Genomic DNA, 20077 nt, shown 5'->3' on the forward strand with positions numbered 1-20077 from the left:
ACTATGTGAAGAAAATAAGTTTACTTGGAGCGACTGGTTCAATAGGAATCCAAACTTTATCAGTAATAGAAGCACATCCTGATGAGTTTGAACTAGTCTCCATGTCTTTTGGAAGAAATATAAAATCTGGAATTGAGATCATTAGAAAATTTAACCCTAGGTTTGTTGCGGTTCAAGATAAAGAAACATATGAAAAATTGAAACTTGAGCTTGAAATCGATAAAATAAAAATTGGTTACGGACAAGAAGCATTAATAGAGGCAGCTATATTTGATGATGTTGATTGTTTAGTTAATGCAGTTGTTGGTAGTGTAGGACTTGTTCCAACGTTAAAAGCAATCGAAAACAAAATCACAATTGCAATTGCTAATAAAGAAACACTCGTAACAGCCGGTCATTTAGTTACAGAATATGCAAGGAAACACCAAGTTGACTTGTTACCTGTTGATAGTGAACATTCTGCGATTTTTCAATGTTTACAAGGTGAAAAATCAAAAAATATAGACCGTCTAATCATAACTGCATCTGGTGGGAGTTTTCGGGATAAAACGAGAGACGAATTGACAAACGTTACAGTAGAGCAGGCTTTAAATCATCCAAATTGGTCTATGGGTGCGAAAATTACAATAGATTCTGCAACAATGATGAACAAAGGGCTCGAGGTCATTGAGGCACATTGGTTATTTAACATTCCTTATCAAAGAATTGATGTACTATTACATAAAGAAAGTATTATACATTCTTTAGTGGAGTTCCACGATCGTAGTGTGATTGCACAGTTAGGAACACCTGATATGAGAGTTCCTATTCAATATGCATTAACTTACCCAGACAGACTTCCGCTTGAAAATGCTAAAAGACTTGAATTGTGGGAACATGGGAAACTTCATTTTGAAAAAATCAACTTCGATAGGTACAAATGCTTACAATATGCTTTTGATTCAGGTAAAATAGGTGGGACAATGCCAACTGTACTAAATGCTGCAAATGAAGAAGCGGTTGAAGCTTTTTTGAAGGGTAAGATAAAATTCCTTCAAATTGAAGACTTAATTGAAAGAGCTATGGATAAGCATGAGAGCATCGCGCATCCAGATTTGGAGCAAATTCAAGAAGTTGATCAACTAACGCGAAATTTTGTACAAACATTAATCTCATAAAGGTGGTCATTCAAAGTGAATACAGTGATAGCGTTTGTCCTTATTTTCGGTGCTCTAGTATTTTTTCATGAGCTAGGTCATTTAATGTTAGCAAATAGAGCTGGCATACTTTGCCGCGAATTTGCTATAGGGTTTGGTCCGAAAATTTTATCGTTTAAAAAGAATGAAACAGTGTATACGATTCGACTCCTTCCTATTGGGGGATTCGTACGAATGGCTGGTGAAGATCCCGAGGTTATCGAGGTTAAACCTGGACATAATGTAGGATTATTATTTAACAATGAAGACAAAGTTGAAAAAATCATTCTTAACAATAAAGAAAAATACCCTCAAGCTCGTGTTATAGAGGTAGAAAATGTTGATCTTGAGCATAACATGTTTATCTCAGGCTATGAACACGGAGAAGAGGATTTTATTAAAAGATTTGATGTGAGTGAAACATCTTATTTTATTGTAGATGGTCAAGAAACACAAATTGCTCCTTATAACCGACAGTTCCAATCAAAAACTGTAGGTCAAAGGATTGCGGCTATTTTTGCTGGACCGTTTATGAATTTTCTTCTTGCTTTTGTTATTTTATTTTCCCTAGGTTTTATTCAGGGTGCACCAGTAGATGAACCAAGATTAGGGAAATTGACTTCTGATGGTGCTGCAAATGAGTCGGGCTTACAAGAGGGAGATGAAATTCATTCTATTGAAGGTGAATCTACTTCTTCTTGGGGTGAAGTAGTATCAATCATTCAAGAAAATCCGGATAAAGAATTAACATTTGAAGTTGAACGTAATGGCGAAATGTTAAGCTTTGAAGTGGTGCCTGAAGCAACAAAAGTTGGCGAAACTGTCATTGGACGAATTGGTGCATACAATCCTGTTGATAAGTCATTTGGCAGTTCGTTAAAATATGGTTTTGTTGAAACGTATACGTGGACGAAGGAAATTTTAATCGGGTTTGGAAAGCTTGTAACAGGACAATTCTCAATTGACATGCTATCAGGGCCTGTTGGTATTTATGACATGACAGATCAAGTTGCCGAGTCTGGGACAACGAATTTATTAAGATGGGCAGCACTCCTAAGTATTAATCTAGGAATAGTTAACCTGTTGCCGATCCCAGCCTTAGATGGTGGTCGCTTATTATTTTTATTCATTGAGGCATTAAGAGGAAAACCAATTGATCGTCAAAAAGAAGGAATTGTTCATTTTATCGGTTTTTCTTTGCTTATGCTTTTAATGCTTGTTGTTACATGGAATGATATTCAACGCTTATTTCTGTAAAGAAGTTTAATTAAAATAGAGGTGCTCGTAAATGAAACAAAGTATGACGTTTATTCCTACTCTTAGAGAAGTTCCAGCTGATGCTGAAGTGAAAAGCCATCAGCTCATGCTACGAGCTGGATTTATTAGACAAAATACAAGTGGCGTATATAGCTACTTACCTTTAGCACAAAAAGTACTAAAGAAAATTGAACAAATTGTACGTGAGGAAATGAATAAAGCAGGAGCTTCTGAGTTATTAATGCCTGCATTACAGCAAAGTGAACTTTGGCAGGAATCAGGTCGATGGTATTCCTATGGCCCTGAGTTAATGAGATTAAAAGACCGCCATAACCGCGAATTTGCTCTAGGAGCAACACATGAAGAAATGATTACAAGCCTTGTTCGTGATGAAGTGAAGTCATACAAACGTCTCCCACTTGGTTTGTACCAAATTCAAACAAAATTTCGCGATGAAAAACGTCCAAGATTTGGTGTTTTACGAGGGCGTGAATTTATTATGAAAGATGCATATACCTTCCACGCAACAAACGAGAGTCTGGATGAAGGTTATGAAAAAATGTTTACAGCCTACCAAAATATTTTCACACGCTGTGGCTTAGATTTTAGAGCGGTCATCGCAGACTCAGGTGCAATGGGTGGAACTGACACTCACGAATTTATGGTTCTTTCAGAGATTGGTGAAGACACAATTGCATATTCAGACACATCTCAATATGCAGCAAACATTGAAATGGCTCCGGTTATTTCAACATATGAAAAGAGTTCGGAAGAGCATCAATCATTAGAAAAAATAGAAACACCAAACCAAAAAACGATAGAAGAAATTTCTACTTTTTTAAAGATCTCAAAAGAAAATTGTATTAAATCAGTTTTATTTAAAGTAGATGAAAAGTTTGTACTCGTTCTCGTTCGTGGAGACCACGAAGTGAATGATATTAAAGTGAAAAATTTATACTCTGCTTCAGTAGTTGAATTAGCAACAGCCGAGGAAACAAAAGAAGCATTAAATTGTGTTCCTGGTTATGTAGGTCCAATTCATGTTTCAGAGGATGTTGAAGTCATTGGGGATCTTGCAGTTGCAGCTATAGTAAATGGAGTATGCGGTGCTAATGAAGAAGGGTTCCACTATACAGGTGTTAATTTAGAACGAGATGCATCTGTTACTCAATATGCTGATTTGCGTTTTATTCAAGAAGGTGATCTTTCTCCTGATGGTGAAGGCATGATTAAATTTGCTAAAGGTATAGAAGTTGGTCATGTTTTTAAATTAGGAACAAGATATAGTGAAGCAATGAATGCTACATTCCTTGATGAAAATGGCCGAACGCAACCAATGATTATGGGCTGCTATGGCATTGGAGTATCTAGAACATTAGCTGCTGTTATCGAGCAGAATAACGACGAAAATGGAATTGTTTGGCCTGAAGCGTTAGCACCATTTCAACTTCATGTGATTCCTATTAATGTGAAAAATGATGCTCAAAGAGAACTAGGTGAAAAGCTATACAATATATTTACAGACCTTGGTTATGAAGTTCTTCTTGATGATCGTCAAGAACGAGCAGGGGTTAAATTTGCTGATTCCGATTTAATCGGCTTACCAGTTCGTGTAACAGTTGGTAAAAAGGCTGAAGAAGGAATTGTAGAAGTTAAAATTCGTAAAACAGGTGAGTCTTTTGAAGTTTCAGTTGATGAACTAGAAGGTAAAGTAAAACAAATACTTGGTAACTTAAAAATAGTTACTGCAAAGACAAAACCATGTTAAAATAATAAAATGAGAAGAAGAGGCTGACTCGATAAATTTAGACAATTTTCTTTTGAATTGTCTAATAATGGGGCAGCCTCTTCAATTGTGAAAAAATAATATTCATGATATTGGGAGAGGGGATATAAAAGGTCATGGACATGTTAAACAACCAAATTGAGCGATTTCAACTCCTGCTCCAGCAAATAAATTTAACAGAAGATGCAGCCGTTGTTCATTTTAGAAATGGATCAATTGCTAGATTAACTGTTCATAAGCAATTGAAAAAATGGCATTTCCATTTTCAATTTGATAAAATTCTACCCTTTGATGTGTACCATTTATTTAAAACAAAACTATCAAAGGCTTTTTCACATATTGCAGATGTATCTTTTACATTTGAAGCAAGAGACCAAGCTTTTGATGAAAAGTTAGTACAAGATTATTGGTCAATTTGTATTCAAGAGATGGATGGTATTTCACCTCCGATGCTTGCTTTACTAAATGAGCAAAAGCCAACCCTTCAAGGGCTGAAGGTAATCGTAAAAACAAAAAACGATACAGAAGCAATGACGATAAAAAGAAAATATGCTTCTCTTATTCAAGAAAGCTTTCAGCAGTTTGGCTTTCCAACCTTTCAAATGGATACGACTGTAGCAGTAACAGAAGAAGAGATTAAGCAATTTCAAGAGCAGAAGCTTCAAGAAGATAAAGCAAGAGGTTTCCAAGCGTTAACTGACATGGAAAATGCAGAAAAAGAGGATTCAATTCAGCCTGAGCTTTCCGGACCATTAACAATCGGTTATACAATTAAAGATGATGAAGAAATTCGAACAATGGCTTCCATTGAAGATGAAGAAAGAAGAGTAGCATTACAGGGTTATGTTTTTGATGCTGAAACAAGAGAATTACGAAGTGGAAGAACATTATTAACCTTTAAAATTACTGATTATACAAGCTCAATACTAGTGAAAATGTTTGCGAGAGATAAAGAAGATGCAGTATTGGTACAAGCTGTAAAGAAAGGTATGTGGCTTAAAGTAAGAGGTAGTATCCAAAATGACACCTTTGTCCGAGATCTAGTTATGATTGCAAATGATATCAATGAAGTTGCACCTAGAGAAAGACAAGATACTGCACCTGAAGATGAAAAGCGAGTCGAATTACATTTACATTCACCAATGAGTCAAATGGATGCTGTCACTTCAGTTAGCAAATATATTGAGCAAGCGAAGAAATGGGGTCATAAAGCAATAGCTCTAACAGATCATGCTGTTGCACAATCCTTTCCAGAGGCTTATTCTGCCGGGAAAAAGAATGGAATCAAAGTGTTATTTGGTGTTGAAATCAACTTAGTAGATGATGGGGTTCCGATTGCTTATAATTCTGAACATCGTTTATTGTCAGCAGAAACCTATGTTGTGTTTGACGTTGAAACAACAGGGCTTTCTGCAGTTTACGATACGATTATTGAGCTTGCAGCTGTTAAGATTCGTGACGGTGAAATTGTTGATCGCTTTGAATCCTTTGCTAACCCACACCATCCACTGTCAGCTACAACAATCGATTTAACTGGTATTACGGACGATATGGTAAGGGATGCCCCAAATGTAGACGTAGTATTAAGGAAATTTAAAGAATGGATTGGGGACGACATTTTAGTTGCGCACAACGCAAGCTTTGATATGGGGTTTTTAAATGTTGGGTATAAAAAACTTCTAGGTGAGGAAAAAGCAAAGAATCCTGTAATTGATACATTAGAGTTAGGTAGATTTCTATATCCTGAAATGAAAAACCACCGATTGAACACTCTTTGTAAAAAGTTTGATATTGAGTTAACACAGCATCACCGTGCTATTTATGATGCGGAAGCAACAGGATACTTGCTTATTAAAATGTTAAAAGATGCTGCTGAACAAGAAATCGAATATCATGATCAATTTAATGAAAATATGGGAAAAGGAAATGCCTACCAGCGTTCTCGTCCATATCATGCAACAATTCTTGCTCAGAATGAAACAGGGTTAAAAAATCTATTTAAATTAGTTTCAATCTCACATATTAACTATTTTTATCGAGTTCCACGAATTCCGCGCTCACAGCTTAATAAACACCGTGAAGGTCTTATTATTGGATCAGCATGTGATAAAGGAGAGGTTTTTGAAGGGATGATGCAAAAATCTCCTGAGGAAGTTGAGGAGATCGCTGCATTTTATGATTATTTAGAAGTGCATCCTTTAGAAGTTTATCAACACCTTATCACGCTTGATTATATAAAGGATAACAATGCTCTACAGGAAATTGTAACGAATATTGTGAAGCTTGGTGAAAAATTAAATAAACCAGTTGTGGCAACGGGGAATGCCCATTACCTTAATCCTGTTGATAAAATTTATCGCAAAATATTGGTTAGTTCTCAAGGTGGAGCTAATCCATTAAATCGCCATGAGCTACCGGATGTTCATTTTCGCACAACAGATGAAATGCTAAATGCTTTTTCATTTCTTGGCACAGAAAAGGCGAAAGAAATCGTAGTAGAAAATACAAACAAAATAGCCGATATGATTGAAGAAGTTAAACCAATAAAAGATGATCTATATACACCAAAAATTGAAGGTGCCGATGAAGAAATTCGGGAAATGAGTTACTCGATGGCGAGAAGTATTTATGGTGAAAATCTACCAGAACTTGTTGAAGCGCGTTTAGAAAAGGAATTAAAAAGTATTATCGGACATGGGTTCGCTGTTATATACTTGATCTCACATAAACTTGTAAAAAAATCACTCGACGATGGATATCTTGTAGGTTCACGTGGTTCTGTAGGATCTTCTTTTGTTGCGACAATGACGGAGATTACAGAGGTTAATCCCCTACCTCCGCATTATGTATGCCCTGATTGCAGGCACTCTGAGTTTTTTAATGATGGATCAGTTGGCTCTGGATTTGATTTGCCAAACAAAGAATGTCCAAAGTGTGGAGCTCAATATACGAAAGATGGACATGATATACCTTTTGAAACGTTCTTAGGATTTAAAGGTGATAAAGTTCCTGATATCGATTTGAATTTCTCCGGTGAATATCAACCTACAGCACACAACTATACAAAGGTATTGTTCGGTGAAGATAATGTTTTCCGTGCAGGAACAATAGGTACAGTTGCAGAAAAGACAGCTTACGGATATGTAAAAGGTTATGCGAATGATCGTAACATCATTTATAGAGGAGCAGAGGTTGACCGTCTTGTACAAGGGTGTACAGGTGTAAAGAGAACAACCGGTCAGCACCCGGGTGGTATTATCGTAGTACCTGACTACATGGATATCTTTGATTTCTCACCAATTCAATATCCAGCTGATGCAACTGGATCTGAATGGCGAACTACTCATTTTGACTTCCATTCAATTCACGATAACTTATTAAAGCTTGATATTCTTGGACACGATGATCCAACGGTTATCCGTATGCTACAAGATTTAAGTGGAATTGATCCTAAAACAATTCCAACCGATGACCCAGAGGTTATGAAGATCTTTAGTGGAACGGAATCATTAGGAGTAACAGAAGAACAAATTATGTGTAAAACAGGAACACTTGGAATTCCTGAATTCGGTACACGATTTGTTCGCCAAATGTTAGAAGATACAAAACCGACAACTTTTTCTGAGCTTGTTCAAATTTCAGGTCTATCGCATGGTACAGACGTTTGGCTTGGAAATGCACAGGAACTTATCCACAATAAGACTTGTACATTGAGTGAAGTTATCGGCTGTCGTGATGATATTATGGTATACCTAATCTATCAAGGATTAGAGCCTTCTTTTGCATTTAAGATCATGGAATCCGTTCGTAAGGGTAAAGGCTTAACAGATGAGATGATGGAGGAAATGAAAAAACAAGAAGTGCCAGGTTGGTATATTGATTCTTGCTTAAAGATTAAATATATGTTCCCTAAGGCCCATGCTGCTGCGTATGTTTTAATGGCGGTACGTATTGCTTATTTCAAAGTTCATTTACCTCTTTTATATTACGCTGCATACTTTACTGTTCGTGCAGATGATTTCGATATTGATACAATGGTCAAAGGGTCAGCATCTATTAAAGCAAAAATAGAAGAAATTAATTTAAAAGGCTTAGATGCATCACCAAAAGAAAAAAACCTTCTTACTGTTTTAGAATTATCATTAGAAATGTGTGAAAGAGGATTTGCATTCCAAAAGGTAGATCTTTATCGTTCTAGTGCTGATGAATTTTTAATTGATGGTAATACACTAATTCCACCTTTTAATTCAATACCAGGACTCGGAACGAATGCTGCGATTAACATTGTTAAAGCAAGAGAAGAAGGAGAATTTTTATCAAAAGAAGATTTACAGCAAAGAGGTAAGGTGTCAAAAACAATCATCGAATACCTTACTAATCATGGTTGTTTGGATGAATTACCAGATCAAAACCAATTGTCTCTTTTTTAAAGGTTCTTTTCTTATTTAATCTTTTATTCCTTCAAAGGATAAATTTGCATAAAAAACACGGTTATGTTATGCTTTTAGTGGAAATGCTAACGATAAGCAGAGGAAAAGAGTGGGGTAATCACCCACTCTTTCGTATTGTAATCGCCCTCGTCATTCGGATAGTATACTACATACCATTCCCTGCTCAAAAGGCAGGGTTTTTCAGCAGCTAAAGGTGTCAAACTGCTTCTGTTCAGGTTAAGCTAGAGCGCTTAGCTCCGTGTGTAGTCATGGATGAGGGAATGTTCATTTTGAAGAAAAAAGTTCATTATCTAAAAAATAACTTAATTTCACCATTGACTTATGCTTGATGCCTAAAGGGCAGGAGCATTGCGCTTTTCTTACAAGGAGGAAGAGAATGAGCAAAAAAGTAACAGAAATCGTTGAACAATTAGTAACACCAATTTTGGAGGATATGAACCTTGAATTAGTTGATATTGAATATGTTAAAGAAGGCTCTAATTGGTTTCTAAGATTATTTATTGATTCTGAGACAGGCATTGATATTGAAGAATGTGGAGTAGTAAGTGAAAGGCTAAGTGAAAAACTCGATGCTTTAGATCCTATTCAGCATAATTACTTTTTAGAGGTTTCCTCACCAGGTGCTGAGAGACCATTAAAAAAAGAAGCGGATATAAAGAAGGCAATCGGTAAGCAAGTTCATATCAAAACATATGAACCAATTAATGGTGAAAAAGTTTTTGAGGGTGTTTTAACTGATTTTGACGGTCAAACTCTTTTCGTTACTGTTACCATTAAAACTAGAAAAAAACAAATTGAGATTCCGTATGATAAAGTGGCTAAAGCTAGATTAGCTGTAATCTTTTAGCTTACTTTTAAACTAATATCTCCAAATGACTGTTTTACAAATTGTGAAGTTCTTTTATGTTAACTCTCGTTAATGATAAGAATGGTACACAACACATTTCCATGTAGCTTATTTTTTAAGGGGGAGCCGTTAAAATGAGTAGTGAATTATTAGATGCCTTAACAATTTTAGAAAAGGAAAAAGGCATTAGTAAAGAAGTAATTATTGAAGCAATTGAAGCGGCACTAATTTCTGCCTATAAGCGAAACTTCAATCAAGCTCAAAATGTGCGAGTAGATTTAAATCGCGAAACAGGTACGATGAAAGTGTTTGCTCGTAAAGATGTAGTTGATGAGGTTTATGATCCTAGACTAGAAATATCAATTGGTGAAGCGCAAAGTATTAACCCAAACTATGTGGTTAATGATGTTATTGAAATGGAAGTAACACCAAAAGATTTCGGGAGAATTGCAGCACAAACAGCTAAGCAAGTTGTTACACAACGTGTGCGTGAGGCTGAGCGTGGCGTTATATACGGTGAATTTATTGATCGCGAAGAAGATATTATGACAGGCATCGTTCAACGAATAGATTCGAAATTCATTTATGTTAGCCTTGGTAAAATTGAGGCATTACTCCCTGTTAGTGAACAAATGCCTAATGAAACATATCGTCCACATGATCGCATCAAGGTCTTTATTACAAAAGTTGAGAAAACAACAAAAGGCCCACAAATTTTTGTATCACGAACACATCCAGGTTTATTAAAGAGGTTATTTGAAATTGAGGTTCCGGAAATCTATGATGGAACAGTTGAAATAAAATCAGTTTCTCGTGAAGCAGGAGACCGTTCAAAAATCTCCGTTCACTCTGATAATCCAGAAGTGGATCCAGTTGGGTCATGTGTAGGACCAAAGGGGCAGCGTGTACAGGCAATTGTTAACGAATTAAAGGGTGAAAAAATTGACATCGTTAGATGGTCGCAGGATCCAATTGAATTTGTTGCTAATGCACTTAGTCCTTCAAAAGTAGTTGAGGTCTTAGTTGATGAAGAAGAAAAAGCAACAACTGTCATTGTTCCAGATTACCAACTATCGCTAGCAATTGGTAAACGTGGTCAAAATGCCCGCTTAGCTGCAAAATTAACTGGCTGGAAAATTGACATCAAGAGTGAAACAGATGCAGAAAAGGCTGGTATTTATCCTGTTCAAAAAACAGACATTGATGATGTTGATGTTGATGATGAACCGCTCTTAACAAGTGTACAAGACCCTGAGTTTAGTGAATAAGAGGTGAAATCACATGAACAATCGTAAAATTCCTTTGCGTAAATGTGTTGCAACAGGAGAGATGAAGACAAAAAAAGAACTTGTCCGAGTTGTCCGGTCAAAGGAAGGCGATGTTTCTGTCGACTTAACCGGTAAAAAAAATGGACGAGGTGCATATATTACTCTTGATAAAGAATGCATTCTTTTAGCAAAAAAGAAAAATATTCTTGCCAATCACTTAAAAGCAAATATTAACGAAGGTGTTTATGAAGAGTTACTTCAATTGGCTGAGAAGGAGAAGCAATAAATAGATGAGTAAGCAGCAACAATGGACGTCCTTATTGGGCTTAGCAAATCGAGCACGAAAAGTTATTTCTGGAGAAGAGCTTGTTGTTAAGGAAGTAAGACAACAACGTGCTAAGTTAGTTCTTCTTTCACAAGATGCATCCGCTAATACAATGAAAAAGGTAACAGATAAATGTAAGTTTTATCAGGTCCCCTTTAAAATGGTTGAAGATCGCTACCAGTTAGGTCAGGCAATTGGTAAAGAAGCGAGAGTTGTTGTAGCGATAAATGATGCAGGCTTTGCTGCAAAGTTAAAAACCTTGCTCGATTAATATTCTTGGGGGTGAACGTATGACAAAAATGAGAGTATATGAATATGCAAAACAAACAAATGTATCAAGCAAAGACATTATTTCTACGTTACAAGAAATGAATGTTGAAGTGAATAATCATATGTCAACAATTGAGGATCATGTTATTACAAAGCTTGATCAAAAATATAAAAGTAATAATGAAGAAAAAGCAGATAATGAATCTTCAAAGAAACCGGGGAAACAAGTGGATAATACAAAAGAGAATCAAAACAACAAACCAAATAACGAACAACAAAAACCTTCAACTAAAAAGCAAGCTCCTAATAATCAAAATCGCGATAATAAAAAGCAAAATCAAGCGAATAACAAACCTTTTAATAACAATAAAGGGAAGAAAAACAATAATAACAAACGAAACAACAACAGAGGTCCTGCACAACAACAACAACCTAAGCCAAAAAAAGAGCTACCTGAAAAAATCACATTCTCTGGAAGCTTATCAGTTGGTGAATTGGCGTCTGAACTTGGAAAAGAGCCTTCCGAAATCATTAAAAAGCTTTTAATGCTAGGAACAATGGCTACAATCAATCAAGAGCTTGACAAGGATTCAATTGAGCTTATTGCTGGTGAATATGGCGTTGAGGTAGAGGAAGAAATCGTTTTTGAAAAAACGGAATTTGAGAAATACGAAGAAGAAGATCGTGAAGAAGATCTAAAAATTCGTCCGGCAGTTGTTACAATCATGGGTCACGTTGACCATGGTAAAACAACGTTACTTGATTCAATCCGAAACACAAAAGTAACAGAAGGTGAAGCAGGAGGAATCACGCAACATATTGGTGCCTACCAAATTGTCGCAAATGATCAAAAGATTACCTTCCTTGATACTCCTGGACACGCTGCATTTACAACAATGCGTGCACGTGGAGCACAGGTTACAGATATTACGATTTTAGTTGTTGCTGCTGATGATGGTGTTATGCCACAAACGATTGAAGCCATTAACCATGCCAAAGCAGCAGAAGTACCGATTATCGTAGCTGTTAACAAAGTAGATAAACCAACAGCTAATCCAGATCGAGTGATGCAAGAATTAACAGAACATGGACTAGTACCAGAGGCTTGGGGTGGAGATACTATCTTTGTACCTGTTTCTGCTCTAACAGGTGATGGTATTGATGATCTTTTAGAAATGATTTTATTAGTTACTGAAGTTGAAGAATTAAAAGCGAACCCTAATCGTCGTGCAACTGGAACAGTTATTGAGGCACAACTTGATAAAGGTCGCGGATCTGTTGCAACACTTCTTGTTCAAAATGGTACATTACGCGTTGGTGATCCAATCGTTGTAGGAAATACATTTGGCCGTGTTCGTGCAATGGTTAATGATCTTGGAAGACGTGTAAAAGAAGCGGCTCCATCTACTCCTGTTGAGATAACAGGCTTAAATGATGTTCCTTTAGCAGGGGACCAGTTTATGGTATTTGAAGATGAAAAATCTGCTCGTCAAGTTGGAGAAGCCAGAGCTCAGAAGAAGCTAGATGAACAAAGAAGCGAAGGCTCTAAGCTTAGTCTGGATGACCTATTTGAACAAATTAAGCAAGGCGAAATCAAAGATATCAATTTAATTGTAAAAGCCGATGTACAGGGTTCAGTAGAGGCTTTGGCAGCTGCTTTACAAAAAATTGATGTTGAAGGTGTTCGAGTTAAAATCATCCATACAGGTGTAGGGGCAATAACGGAGTCTGATATTATTTTAGCTGCAGCATCGAACGCAATTGTTATCGGTTTTAACGTTCGTCCAGATGCTGGTGCTAAGAAAACAGCTGACGTCGAAGAAGTAGATATCCGTTTACACCGTATCATTTATAAAGTAATTGAAGAAATTGAATCCGCAATGAAAGGTATGCTTGATCCTGAATTTGAAGAAAAAGTTATCGGTCAAGTAGAAGTCCGCACAACTTTCAAAGTATCTAAAATTGGTACAATTGCTGGTTGTTATGTAACGGAAGGTAAAATTACCCGTGATAGTGGGATACGCCTAATCAGAGATGGAATTGTTATTTTCGAAGGTGAAATTGATACACTTAAACGATTTAAAGATGATGTAAAAGAAGTTGCACGTAACTATGAATGTGGTATCACAATTAAAAACTACAATGATGTTAAAGAAGGCGACATTATTGAAGCGTATGTGATGGAGGAAATCGAACGTAAATGATCGGCTACGTTGATTGTGAATGTTTGATTTATGATACACAGTCATTAAAAGAGAAACGAGCGGTCTTACAAAGAGTTTTAACAAGAATCAAACAAAAGTACAATGTTTCTATTTCAGAAATTGATTTTCAGGACACATGGCAGCATACAAAATTTGGGATTGTTGCCATTACGTCCTCAAAGGTTTCAACAGAAAAGGAATTAAATCATGTCCTAAACTTTATTGATTCGTTTCCTGAAATAGAAAGAACCGTTACAACGTTTGAATGGTTTTAAATGAAGAGGTGATTGACATGAGCTTAAGAGCAAACCGTGTCGGGGAACAAATGAAAAAAGAACTAGGCGATATTATCGGTCGTAAAATAAAAGACCCGCGTATTGGCTTTGTTACTGTAACTGATGTAAGTGTATCTGGAGATCTTCAGATTGCAAAGGTGTTCATTTCTGTCCTAGGAGATGAGGAGCAAAGACAAAATACTCTTAAAGGCTTAGCGAAAGCAAAAGGTTTTATTAGGTCTGAAATTGGTCAACGAATTCGTCTTAGAAAAACACCGGAGATTCAATTTGAATTTGATGAGTCAATTGACTACGGTAATCGTATTGAAACTCTTCTTCATGAGTTAAATGTTGAAAATAAAGAGGAGGATTAACTCCTTTTCTGGGATAGGCGATTTCGTCTATCCCTTTTATTTTTTGAGATACTAACATAAAGCATTTTTTATTCCAACACTATTAAACATTTCTAAATACTTAATAAATGAATGAAGGAGGAACAATATGGAAGGTGTTCTTTTACTTAATAAGCCTGCTGGTATGACATCTCATGATTGTGTCGCAAGAATGCGAAGGTTGGCAAAAACAAGGAAAGTCGGTCATACAGGCACGTTAGATCCAGATGTAACTGGGGTACTTCCTATATGCCTTGGTAGAGCAACAAAGATTGTAGAATATTTAACAGCTGCAACAAAAACCTATGAAGCTGAGGTAACGATTGGTTTTTCAACAACAACTGAGGATGCATCAGGGGAAATTGTTAAAAGGCAAAGTGTACAATCACCTATTTCAGAGGAAAAAGTTAAGCATGTATTAAATTCAATGGTTGGTACAATTGAGCAAGTTCCTCCCATGTATTCTGCTGTTAAAGTTAACGGAAAAAAACTTTATGAGTATGCAAGAGCTGGTATAGAGATCGAAAGGCCGGCTAGGACCATTACAATAAATGAGCTTGTGCTTCTTGGTGATGTTCATAACGAAGACAATCTCACAAAGTTCCAATTCCGTGTTACTTGCTCTAAAGGTACTTATGTCCGTACATTGGCTGTAATGATAGGTGAAAAATTAGACTACCCAGCACATATGTCACATTTAATTAGAACAAAATCTGGAAATTTTAAAATTGAAGACTGCTTAACTTTTGAAGAAATAGAAAATGCGATCGAAAATGATGAGTTACAAAGCAAATTGCTGCCTATAGGCGAAGCATTATATGATTTGCCGAAACTGATAATCCATGATACTCTAGCAGAGAAAGTAAAAAATGGTGCAGTGTTAGAATTACCGTCACAATTTAAGGACATTGAAGTGGGTGTTCCAATTGTTGTCTATGATCATGACGACCGCTGTTTAGCGATCTATGGAAAGCATCCCAACAAATTAAATTTGATGAAACCCACTAAGGTACTACTAAATGAAGCGTAAGTTGTATGATGAAGTACCTAATCAAATTAAATCATACAGCAAAAAGTGAAAATAGGTGAAGCTACCGTGAAAATAATAAGATTGTCTCAACCACATAACATAAATCAACTTGATTTTCCTGAAATGGTCATGGCATTAGGCTATTTTGACGGAGTACATAAAGGTCATCAAAAAGTAATAACAAAAGCGAAAGAAATAGCAAAAGGAGCTGGAATGAAAAGTGCCGTAATGACCTTTCATCCACACCCACTTGTTGTTCTTCGTAAAAAGGAAGATATTGATTATATTACTCCCTTAGAAGAGAAAATACAGTTAATACAAGATCTTGATGTAGATTTATTGTTCGTAGTTGAATTTACCAAGGAGTTTGCTGCTTTATTGCCACAACAATTTGTGGATGATTATATTATTAAGTTAAATGTAAAGCATGTTGTAGCAGGTTTTGATTTTACATATGGACACCTGGGCAAAGGAACAATGGAAACTATTCCGTTTCATTCAAGAGAGCAGTTTTTACATACAACTGTGGAAAAAATAACAGATCATGATCGGAAGGTTAGTTCGACTCTGATTCGGGAGGTTATTAGAAGTGGTGATGTTGAGTATGCACAGACACTTTTAGGGAGACCTCATTCAGTTGCTGGTATAGTAGTTCATGGTGATAAACGAGGACGAACAATTGGTTTTCCAACTGCTAATGTTGAGGTCGAAGAGCATTATCTAATACCTCCAACTGGTGTTTATGCTGTTACAATAGATATTGATACTGTTATCTTTGATGGGGTTTGTAATATTGGTTATAAGCCAACTTTTAACAACGACAAATCCCCAAAACCTAGTATTGAAGTTCACATATTTGACTTCAATAGAGAAATTTATGGTCAAAAAGTTTCAGTTTCATGGTTTAAACGTATAAGAAGTGAAAAAAAATTCCATAATGTTGATGAGCTCATTGAGCAAATTTCTAAAGACAAGGCTGCTGCCGAACAATTCTTTCATAAAAAGATGGTATAAGCCTTGCATTCTTTATGAAAAAATAGTATTCTAATTGATGTAGTTTAAAACCATTGCTTGGCAAATCGATTCACCAACGTTTGCTCGGTAATTGGGGTTTTTATAATAAGGAGGTGAAAAGGATGGCTATCACACAAGAACGTAAAAATGAACTAATCGCTCAATATAAAACACATGAGTCAGATACTGGATCTCCAGAGGTTCAAATTGCTATCCTTACTGAGGACATCAATAATCTTAACGATCACTTACGTGTTCACAAAAAAGACCACCATTCACGTCGCGGTCTTTTAAAAATGGTAGGTAAACGTCGTAACTTACTAACTTACCTACGTAATAAAGACGTTACTCGTTATCGTGAGTTAATCAACAAGCTTGGTTTACGTCGATAATTACTAAAAAAGCGGGATTTTTTCCCGCTTTTTTAGTGTATTTAAAATTGATTCCTATAAAAAATCGTTACATATAAAAACTACACTGATATGTTGAATTTAATTGGTTCATACTATTACATAACGTGACTAAATAGAGAAGGAGTTTTACATATATGGGACAAGATAAACAAACGTTCTCCATAGATTGGGCAGGTCGAAACCTTACTGTTGAAATCGGCCAGCTTGCAAAACAAGCAAACGGGTCTGTAATGATTCGTTATGGCGATACGGCAGTTTTAAGCACTGCTACCGCATCAAAAGATCCAAAACCTTTAGACTTTTTTCCTTTAACAGTTAATTACGAAGAGCGTTTATATGCTGTAGGAAAAATTCCTGGAGGATTTATCAAGAGAGAAGGAAGACCAAGTGAAAAAGCTATATTAGCTAGCCGACTGATTGACCGTCCAATTAGACCTTTATTTGCTGATGGTTTTAGAAATGAAGTTCAGGTTATTAGTATTGTGATGAGTGTTGATCAAGACTGTTCTTCTGAAATGGCTGCTATGTTTGGATCTTCATTAGCACTTTGTGTATCTGACATTCCTTTTGAGGGACCGATTGCGGGTGTTACTGTTGGAAGAATCAATAATGAATTTGTCATTAACCCAACAGTTGAACAAGCAGAACAAAGTGATATCCATTTAGTAGTAGCTGGTACAAAAGACGCCATTAATATGGTTGAAGCTGGTGCTGATGAAGTTCCAGAAGAAACAATGTTAGAAGCTATCATGTTTGGGCATGAAGAAATAAAACGTTTAATCTCTTTCCAAGAGGAAGTAGCTGCAGCTGTTGGAAAAGAAAAAATGGAAATTGAGCTATTCGATCTTGATGCCGATCTTGAAAAAGAAATTCGAGAGTTTGCAGAGGGTGACTTATTACAAGCTATTCAGGTTCAAGAGAAACATGCACGTGAAGATGCGATCAGCGCTGTGAAAAACAATGTTGTAGAGAAATTTGAGGCACAAGAAGCTGATGAGAGCACCATTAAGATGGTTAAACAAATCTTATCAAAACTTGTAAAGGCAGAAGTACGTCGCTTAATTACGGAAGAAAAAGTAAGACCTGATGGACGTGGTGTTGATGAGATTCGCCCACTGTCTTCTGAAGTTGGGTTATTAGCTAGAACACATGGTTCAGGTTTGTTTACACGTGGACAAACTCAAGCATTAAGTATATGTACACTTGGAGCGTTGGGTGATGTACAAATTCTTGATGGACTAGGTATTGAGGAATCCAAGCGCTTTATGCACCATTACAACTTCCCACAATTTAGTGTTGGTGAAACTGGACCTATGAGAGGACCAGGACGACGTGAAATTGGACATGGTGCGCTAGGTGAAAGAGCATTAGAACCAGTTATTCCATCTGAGAAAGACTTCCCATATACAGTTCGCTTAGTATCAGAAGTTCTTGAATCAAACGGTTCTACTTCACAAGCAAGTATTTGTGCAAGTACGTTAGCAATGATGGATGCAGGTGTTCCGATTAAGGCTCCTGTTGCTGGAATTGCAATGGGACTAGTAAAATCCGGGGAACACTATACAGTTTTAACAGACATCCAAGGTATGGAAGATGCTCTTGGTGATATGGACTTTAAGGTAGCCGGAACTGATAAAGGTGTAACGGCTTTACAAATGGATATTAAAATAGAAGGCTTATCAAGAGAAATACTTGAAGAAGCATTACAACAAGCGAAAAAGGGTCGAATGGAAATCTTAAAATCGATGCTTGCTACCATTTCCACTCCAAAAGGTGAGCTTTCTCAATATGCACCTAAGATCTTAACAATGAAGATTAATCCAGATAAAATTAGAGATGTTATTGGTCCTAGCGGAAAGCAAATTAATAAAATTATTGAAGAAACTGGAGTTAAGATTGATATCGAGCAAGATGGTACTGTCTTCATTTCATCAGTAAATGATGAGATGAACCAAAAAGCGAAGAAAATTATTGAAGATCTTGTACGAGAAGTTGTTGTTGGACAACTATATCTTGGTAAAGTAAAACGAATTGAAAAGTTCGGAGCATTTGTAGAAATTTTTGCGGGTAAAGATGGTTTAGTTCACATATCAGAGCTTGCAGAGGAACGTGTTGGAAAAGTTGAAGACGTTGTTTCAATTGGTGATGAGCTACTTGTAAAGGTAACTGAAATTGATAAACAAGGTCGTGTTAATTTATCTAGAAAAGCAGTATTGAAAGAACAAAAAGAAAATCAACCAGAACAGCAAGGTTGATTCTATAAAGGAGGCCAGGGTATCCGGTCTTCTTTTTCGATTTAAAAGATTTAAGATGTTACTTTAGTATTCCGTTTTTTGTTCTACCTTGTCCCCTTTTTACATATTTTTTAGTGAAAAGGGGGATATTGAATGCAAAGGAAAATGATTCATATTGTGGGATTTGCCTTAATCTTAATTGTTAGCATCGGATTTTTACAAAATCCATTTACATCTTCATATGTTGATCAAATAAAGCATGCTAGTGTAACAGTGTCTAAACATCAAGACGATTTATATGAAGAAATTGCAGCAAAAGCACCGGAATACAATATTCCTGCTCAAAATGCGGAAGTACATAAAGTATGGAAGGCCACGCCTGGTTATAATGGTTTAGAGGTGGATATAGATGAGTCCTACAAGAAGATGAAAGCAAAGGGAACCTTTGATGAAAGCCTTCTTGTATACCGACAAGTCAAGCCTTCTGTTCATTTAGAAGATTTACCTTCTGAGCCAATTTATCGTGGACATCCTGATAAACCGATGGTGTCATTCATTATTAACGTAGCATGGGGAAATGAGTACATACCTGATATGCTTGAGACGCTTAATAAGTACCATGTAAAGGCCACCTTTTTTCTTGAAGGAAGATGGGTAAAAGAAAATCCGGATATGGCAATGATGATTGTAGATGCTGGCCATGAAATTGGAAATCATTCCTATTCACATCCAGATATGAGTCAATTATCCAGCGGTAATATAAGAGAACAACTTTCGAAGACAAACGAAGTGATAAAATCAGTAACTGATATTACTCCAACTTGGTTCGCTCCCCCAAGTGGTAGCTTTAAAAATGAGGTAGTAAAAATTGCGGATGAAATGAGCATGAAAACAGTTATGTGGAGCGTAGACACAATTGATTGGCAGCGTCCAGAACCACATGTGTTAGTTTCAAGAGTAATGAATAAAGTTCATAATGGGGCACTTATTTTAATGCATCCTACTTCCTCTACATCTGAGAGCCTTGAAACGTTAATATTATCCATTAAACAAAAAGGATATTCCTTCGGATCAGTATCAATGCTTGTAAACGAAGAACGGTTATCAATAAAAGATGTAGATGAGGATAAATAAGA

At 36.3% G+C, this 20077-nt stretch carries 16 protein-coding genes; all 16 read left to right on the plus strand.

The annotated features are described in order from the left end of the window. Positions 1-5: 5 nt before the first annotated feature. The 16 genes from dxr to D9842_RS04385 all read left to right on the plus strand — a co-directional run bounded on the left by dxr (position 6) and on the right by D9842_RS04385 (position 20075). Positions 6-1157: a 1-deoxy-D-xylulose-5-phosphate reductoisomerase gene (gene dxr, locus D9842_RS04310; protein WP_121661433.1), complete on the plus strand. Its 1152-nt coding sequence runs from the start codon at positions 6-8 to the stop codon at positions 1155-1157. A 15-nt stretch (positions 1158-1172) separates the two neighbouring features. Further along, complete coding sequence (gene rseP, locus D9842_RS04315) at positions 1173-2432, plus strand: RIP metalloprotease RseP (protein ID WP_121661434.1); 1260 nt, start codon at positions 1173-1175, stop codon at positions 2430-2432. A 31-nt stretch (positions 2433-2463) separates the two neighbouring features. Next, on the plus strand, positions 2464-4200 hold the full coding sequence (locus tag D9842_RS04320) for a proline--tRNA ligase (protein ID WP_121661435.1): 1737 nt from the start codon (positions 2464-2466) through the stop codon (positions 4198-4200). Positions 4201-4334: 134 nt separating this feature from the next. Continuing rightward, a complete protein-coding gene (locus tag D9842_RS04325; protein WP_121661436.1) occupies positions 4335-8648 on the plus strand; it encodes a PolC-type DNA polymerase III in 4314 nt (1437 codons plus the stop codon). Between the two features lie 397 nt (positions 8649-9045). After that, the gene (gene rimP / locus D9842_RS04330) at positions 9046-9516 is read left to right on the plus strand and encodes a ribosome maturation factor RimP (RefSeq protein WP_121661437.1); all 471 of its coding nucleotides are present in this window, start codon (positions 9046-9048) and stop codon (positions 9514-9516) included. A gap of 134 nt (positions 9517-9650) precedes the next feature. Further along, on the plus strand, positions 9651-10784 hold the full coding sequence (nusA, locus tag D9842_RS04335) for a transcription termination factor NusA (RefSeq protein ID WP_121661438.1): 1134 nt from the start codon (positions 9651-9653) through the stop codon (positions 10782-10784). A gap of 13 nt (positions 10785-10797) precedes the next feature. Then, complete coding sequence (gene rnpM, locus D9842_RS04340) at positions 10798-11070, plus strand: RNase P modulator RnpM (RefSeq protein ID WP_121661439.1); 273 nt, start codon at positions 10798-10800, stop codon at positions 11068-11070. A 4-nt stretch (positions 11071-11074) separates the two neighbouring features. Next, positions 11075-11380: a YlxQ family RNA-binding protein gene (locus D9842_RS04345; RefSeq protein ID WP_098796333.1), complete on the plus strand. Its 306-nt coding sequence runs from the start codon at positions 11075-11077 to the stop codon at positions 11378-11380. 19 nt (positions 11381-11399) lie between these two features. Beyond that, positions 11400-13583 (plus strand): translation initiation factor IF-2, encoded by a 2184-nt coding sequence (infB, locus tag D9842_RS04350; RefSeq protein WP_121661440.1) that lies wholly within the window; start codon positions 11400-11402, stop codon positions 13581-13583. After that, the gene (locus D9842_RS04355) at positions 13580-13858 is read left to right on the plus strand and encodes a DUF503 domain-containing protein (RefSeq protein ID WP_121661441.1); all 279 of its coding nucleotides are present in this window, start codon (positions 13580-13582) and stop codon (positions 13856-13858) included. The genes infB and D9842_RS04355 overlap by 4 nt, the downstream gene beginning before the upstream one ends. A 17-nt stretch (positions 13859-13875) precedes the next feature. Then, the gene (rbfA, locus tag D9842_RS04360) at positions 13876-14232 is read left to right on the plus strand and encodes a 30S ribosome-binding factor RbfA (RefSeq protein ID WP_098796336.1); all 357 of its coding nucleotides are present in this window, start codon (positions 13876-13878) and stop codon (positions 14230-14232) included. Between the two features lie 127 nt (positions 14233-14359). Further along, positions 14360-15280 carry a tRNA pseudouridine(55) synthase TruB gene (truB, locus tag D9842_RS04365; protein ID WP_121661442.1) on the plus strand — a complete coding sequence of 307 codons (921 nt, stop codon included), beginning with the start codon at positions 14360-14362 and terminating at the stop codon, positions 15278-15280. A 66-nt stretch (positions 15281-15346) separates the two neighbouring features. After that, positions 15347-16294 carry a bifunctional riboflavin kinase/FAD synthetase gene (gene ribF, locus D9842_RS04370; protein ID WP_121661443.1) on the plus strand — a complete coding sequence of 316 codons (948 nt, stop codon included), beginning with the start codon at positions 15347-15349 and terminating at the stop codon, positions 16292-16294. 122 nt (positions 16295-16416) lie between these two features. Then, complete coding sequence (rpsO, locus tag D9842_RS04375; protein WP_026559305.1) at positions 16417-16686, plus strand: 30S ribosomal protein S15; 270 nt, start codon at positions 16417-16419, stop codon at positions 16684-16686. Positions 16687-16841: 155 nt separating this feature from the next. Beyond that, the gene (gene pnp / locus D9842_RS04380; protein ID WP_121661444.1) at positions 16842-18962 is read left to right on the plus strand and encodes a polyribonucleotide nucleotidyltransferase; all 2121 of its coding nucleotides are present in this window, start codon (positions 16842-16844) and stop codon (positions 18960-18962) included. 132 nt (positions 18963-19094) lie between these two features. Then, complete coding sequence (locus D9842_RS04385) at positions 19095-20075, plus strand: polysaccharide deacetylase family protein (protein WP_121661445.1); 981 nt, start codon at positions 19095-19097, stop codon at positions 20073-20075. Positions 20076-20077 lie beyond the last annotated feature (2 nt).

Source organism: Metabacillus litoralis, from assembly GCF_003667825.1.
GTDB classification, from domain to species: Bacteria; Bacillota; Bacilli; order Bacillales; family Bacillaceae; genus Metabacillus; species Metabacillus litoralis_B.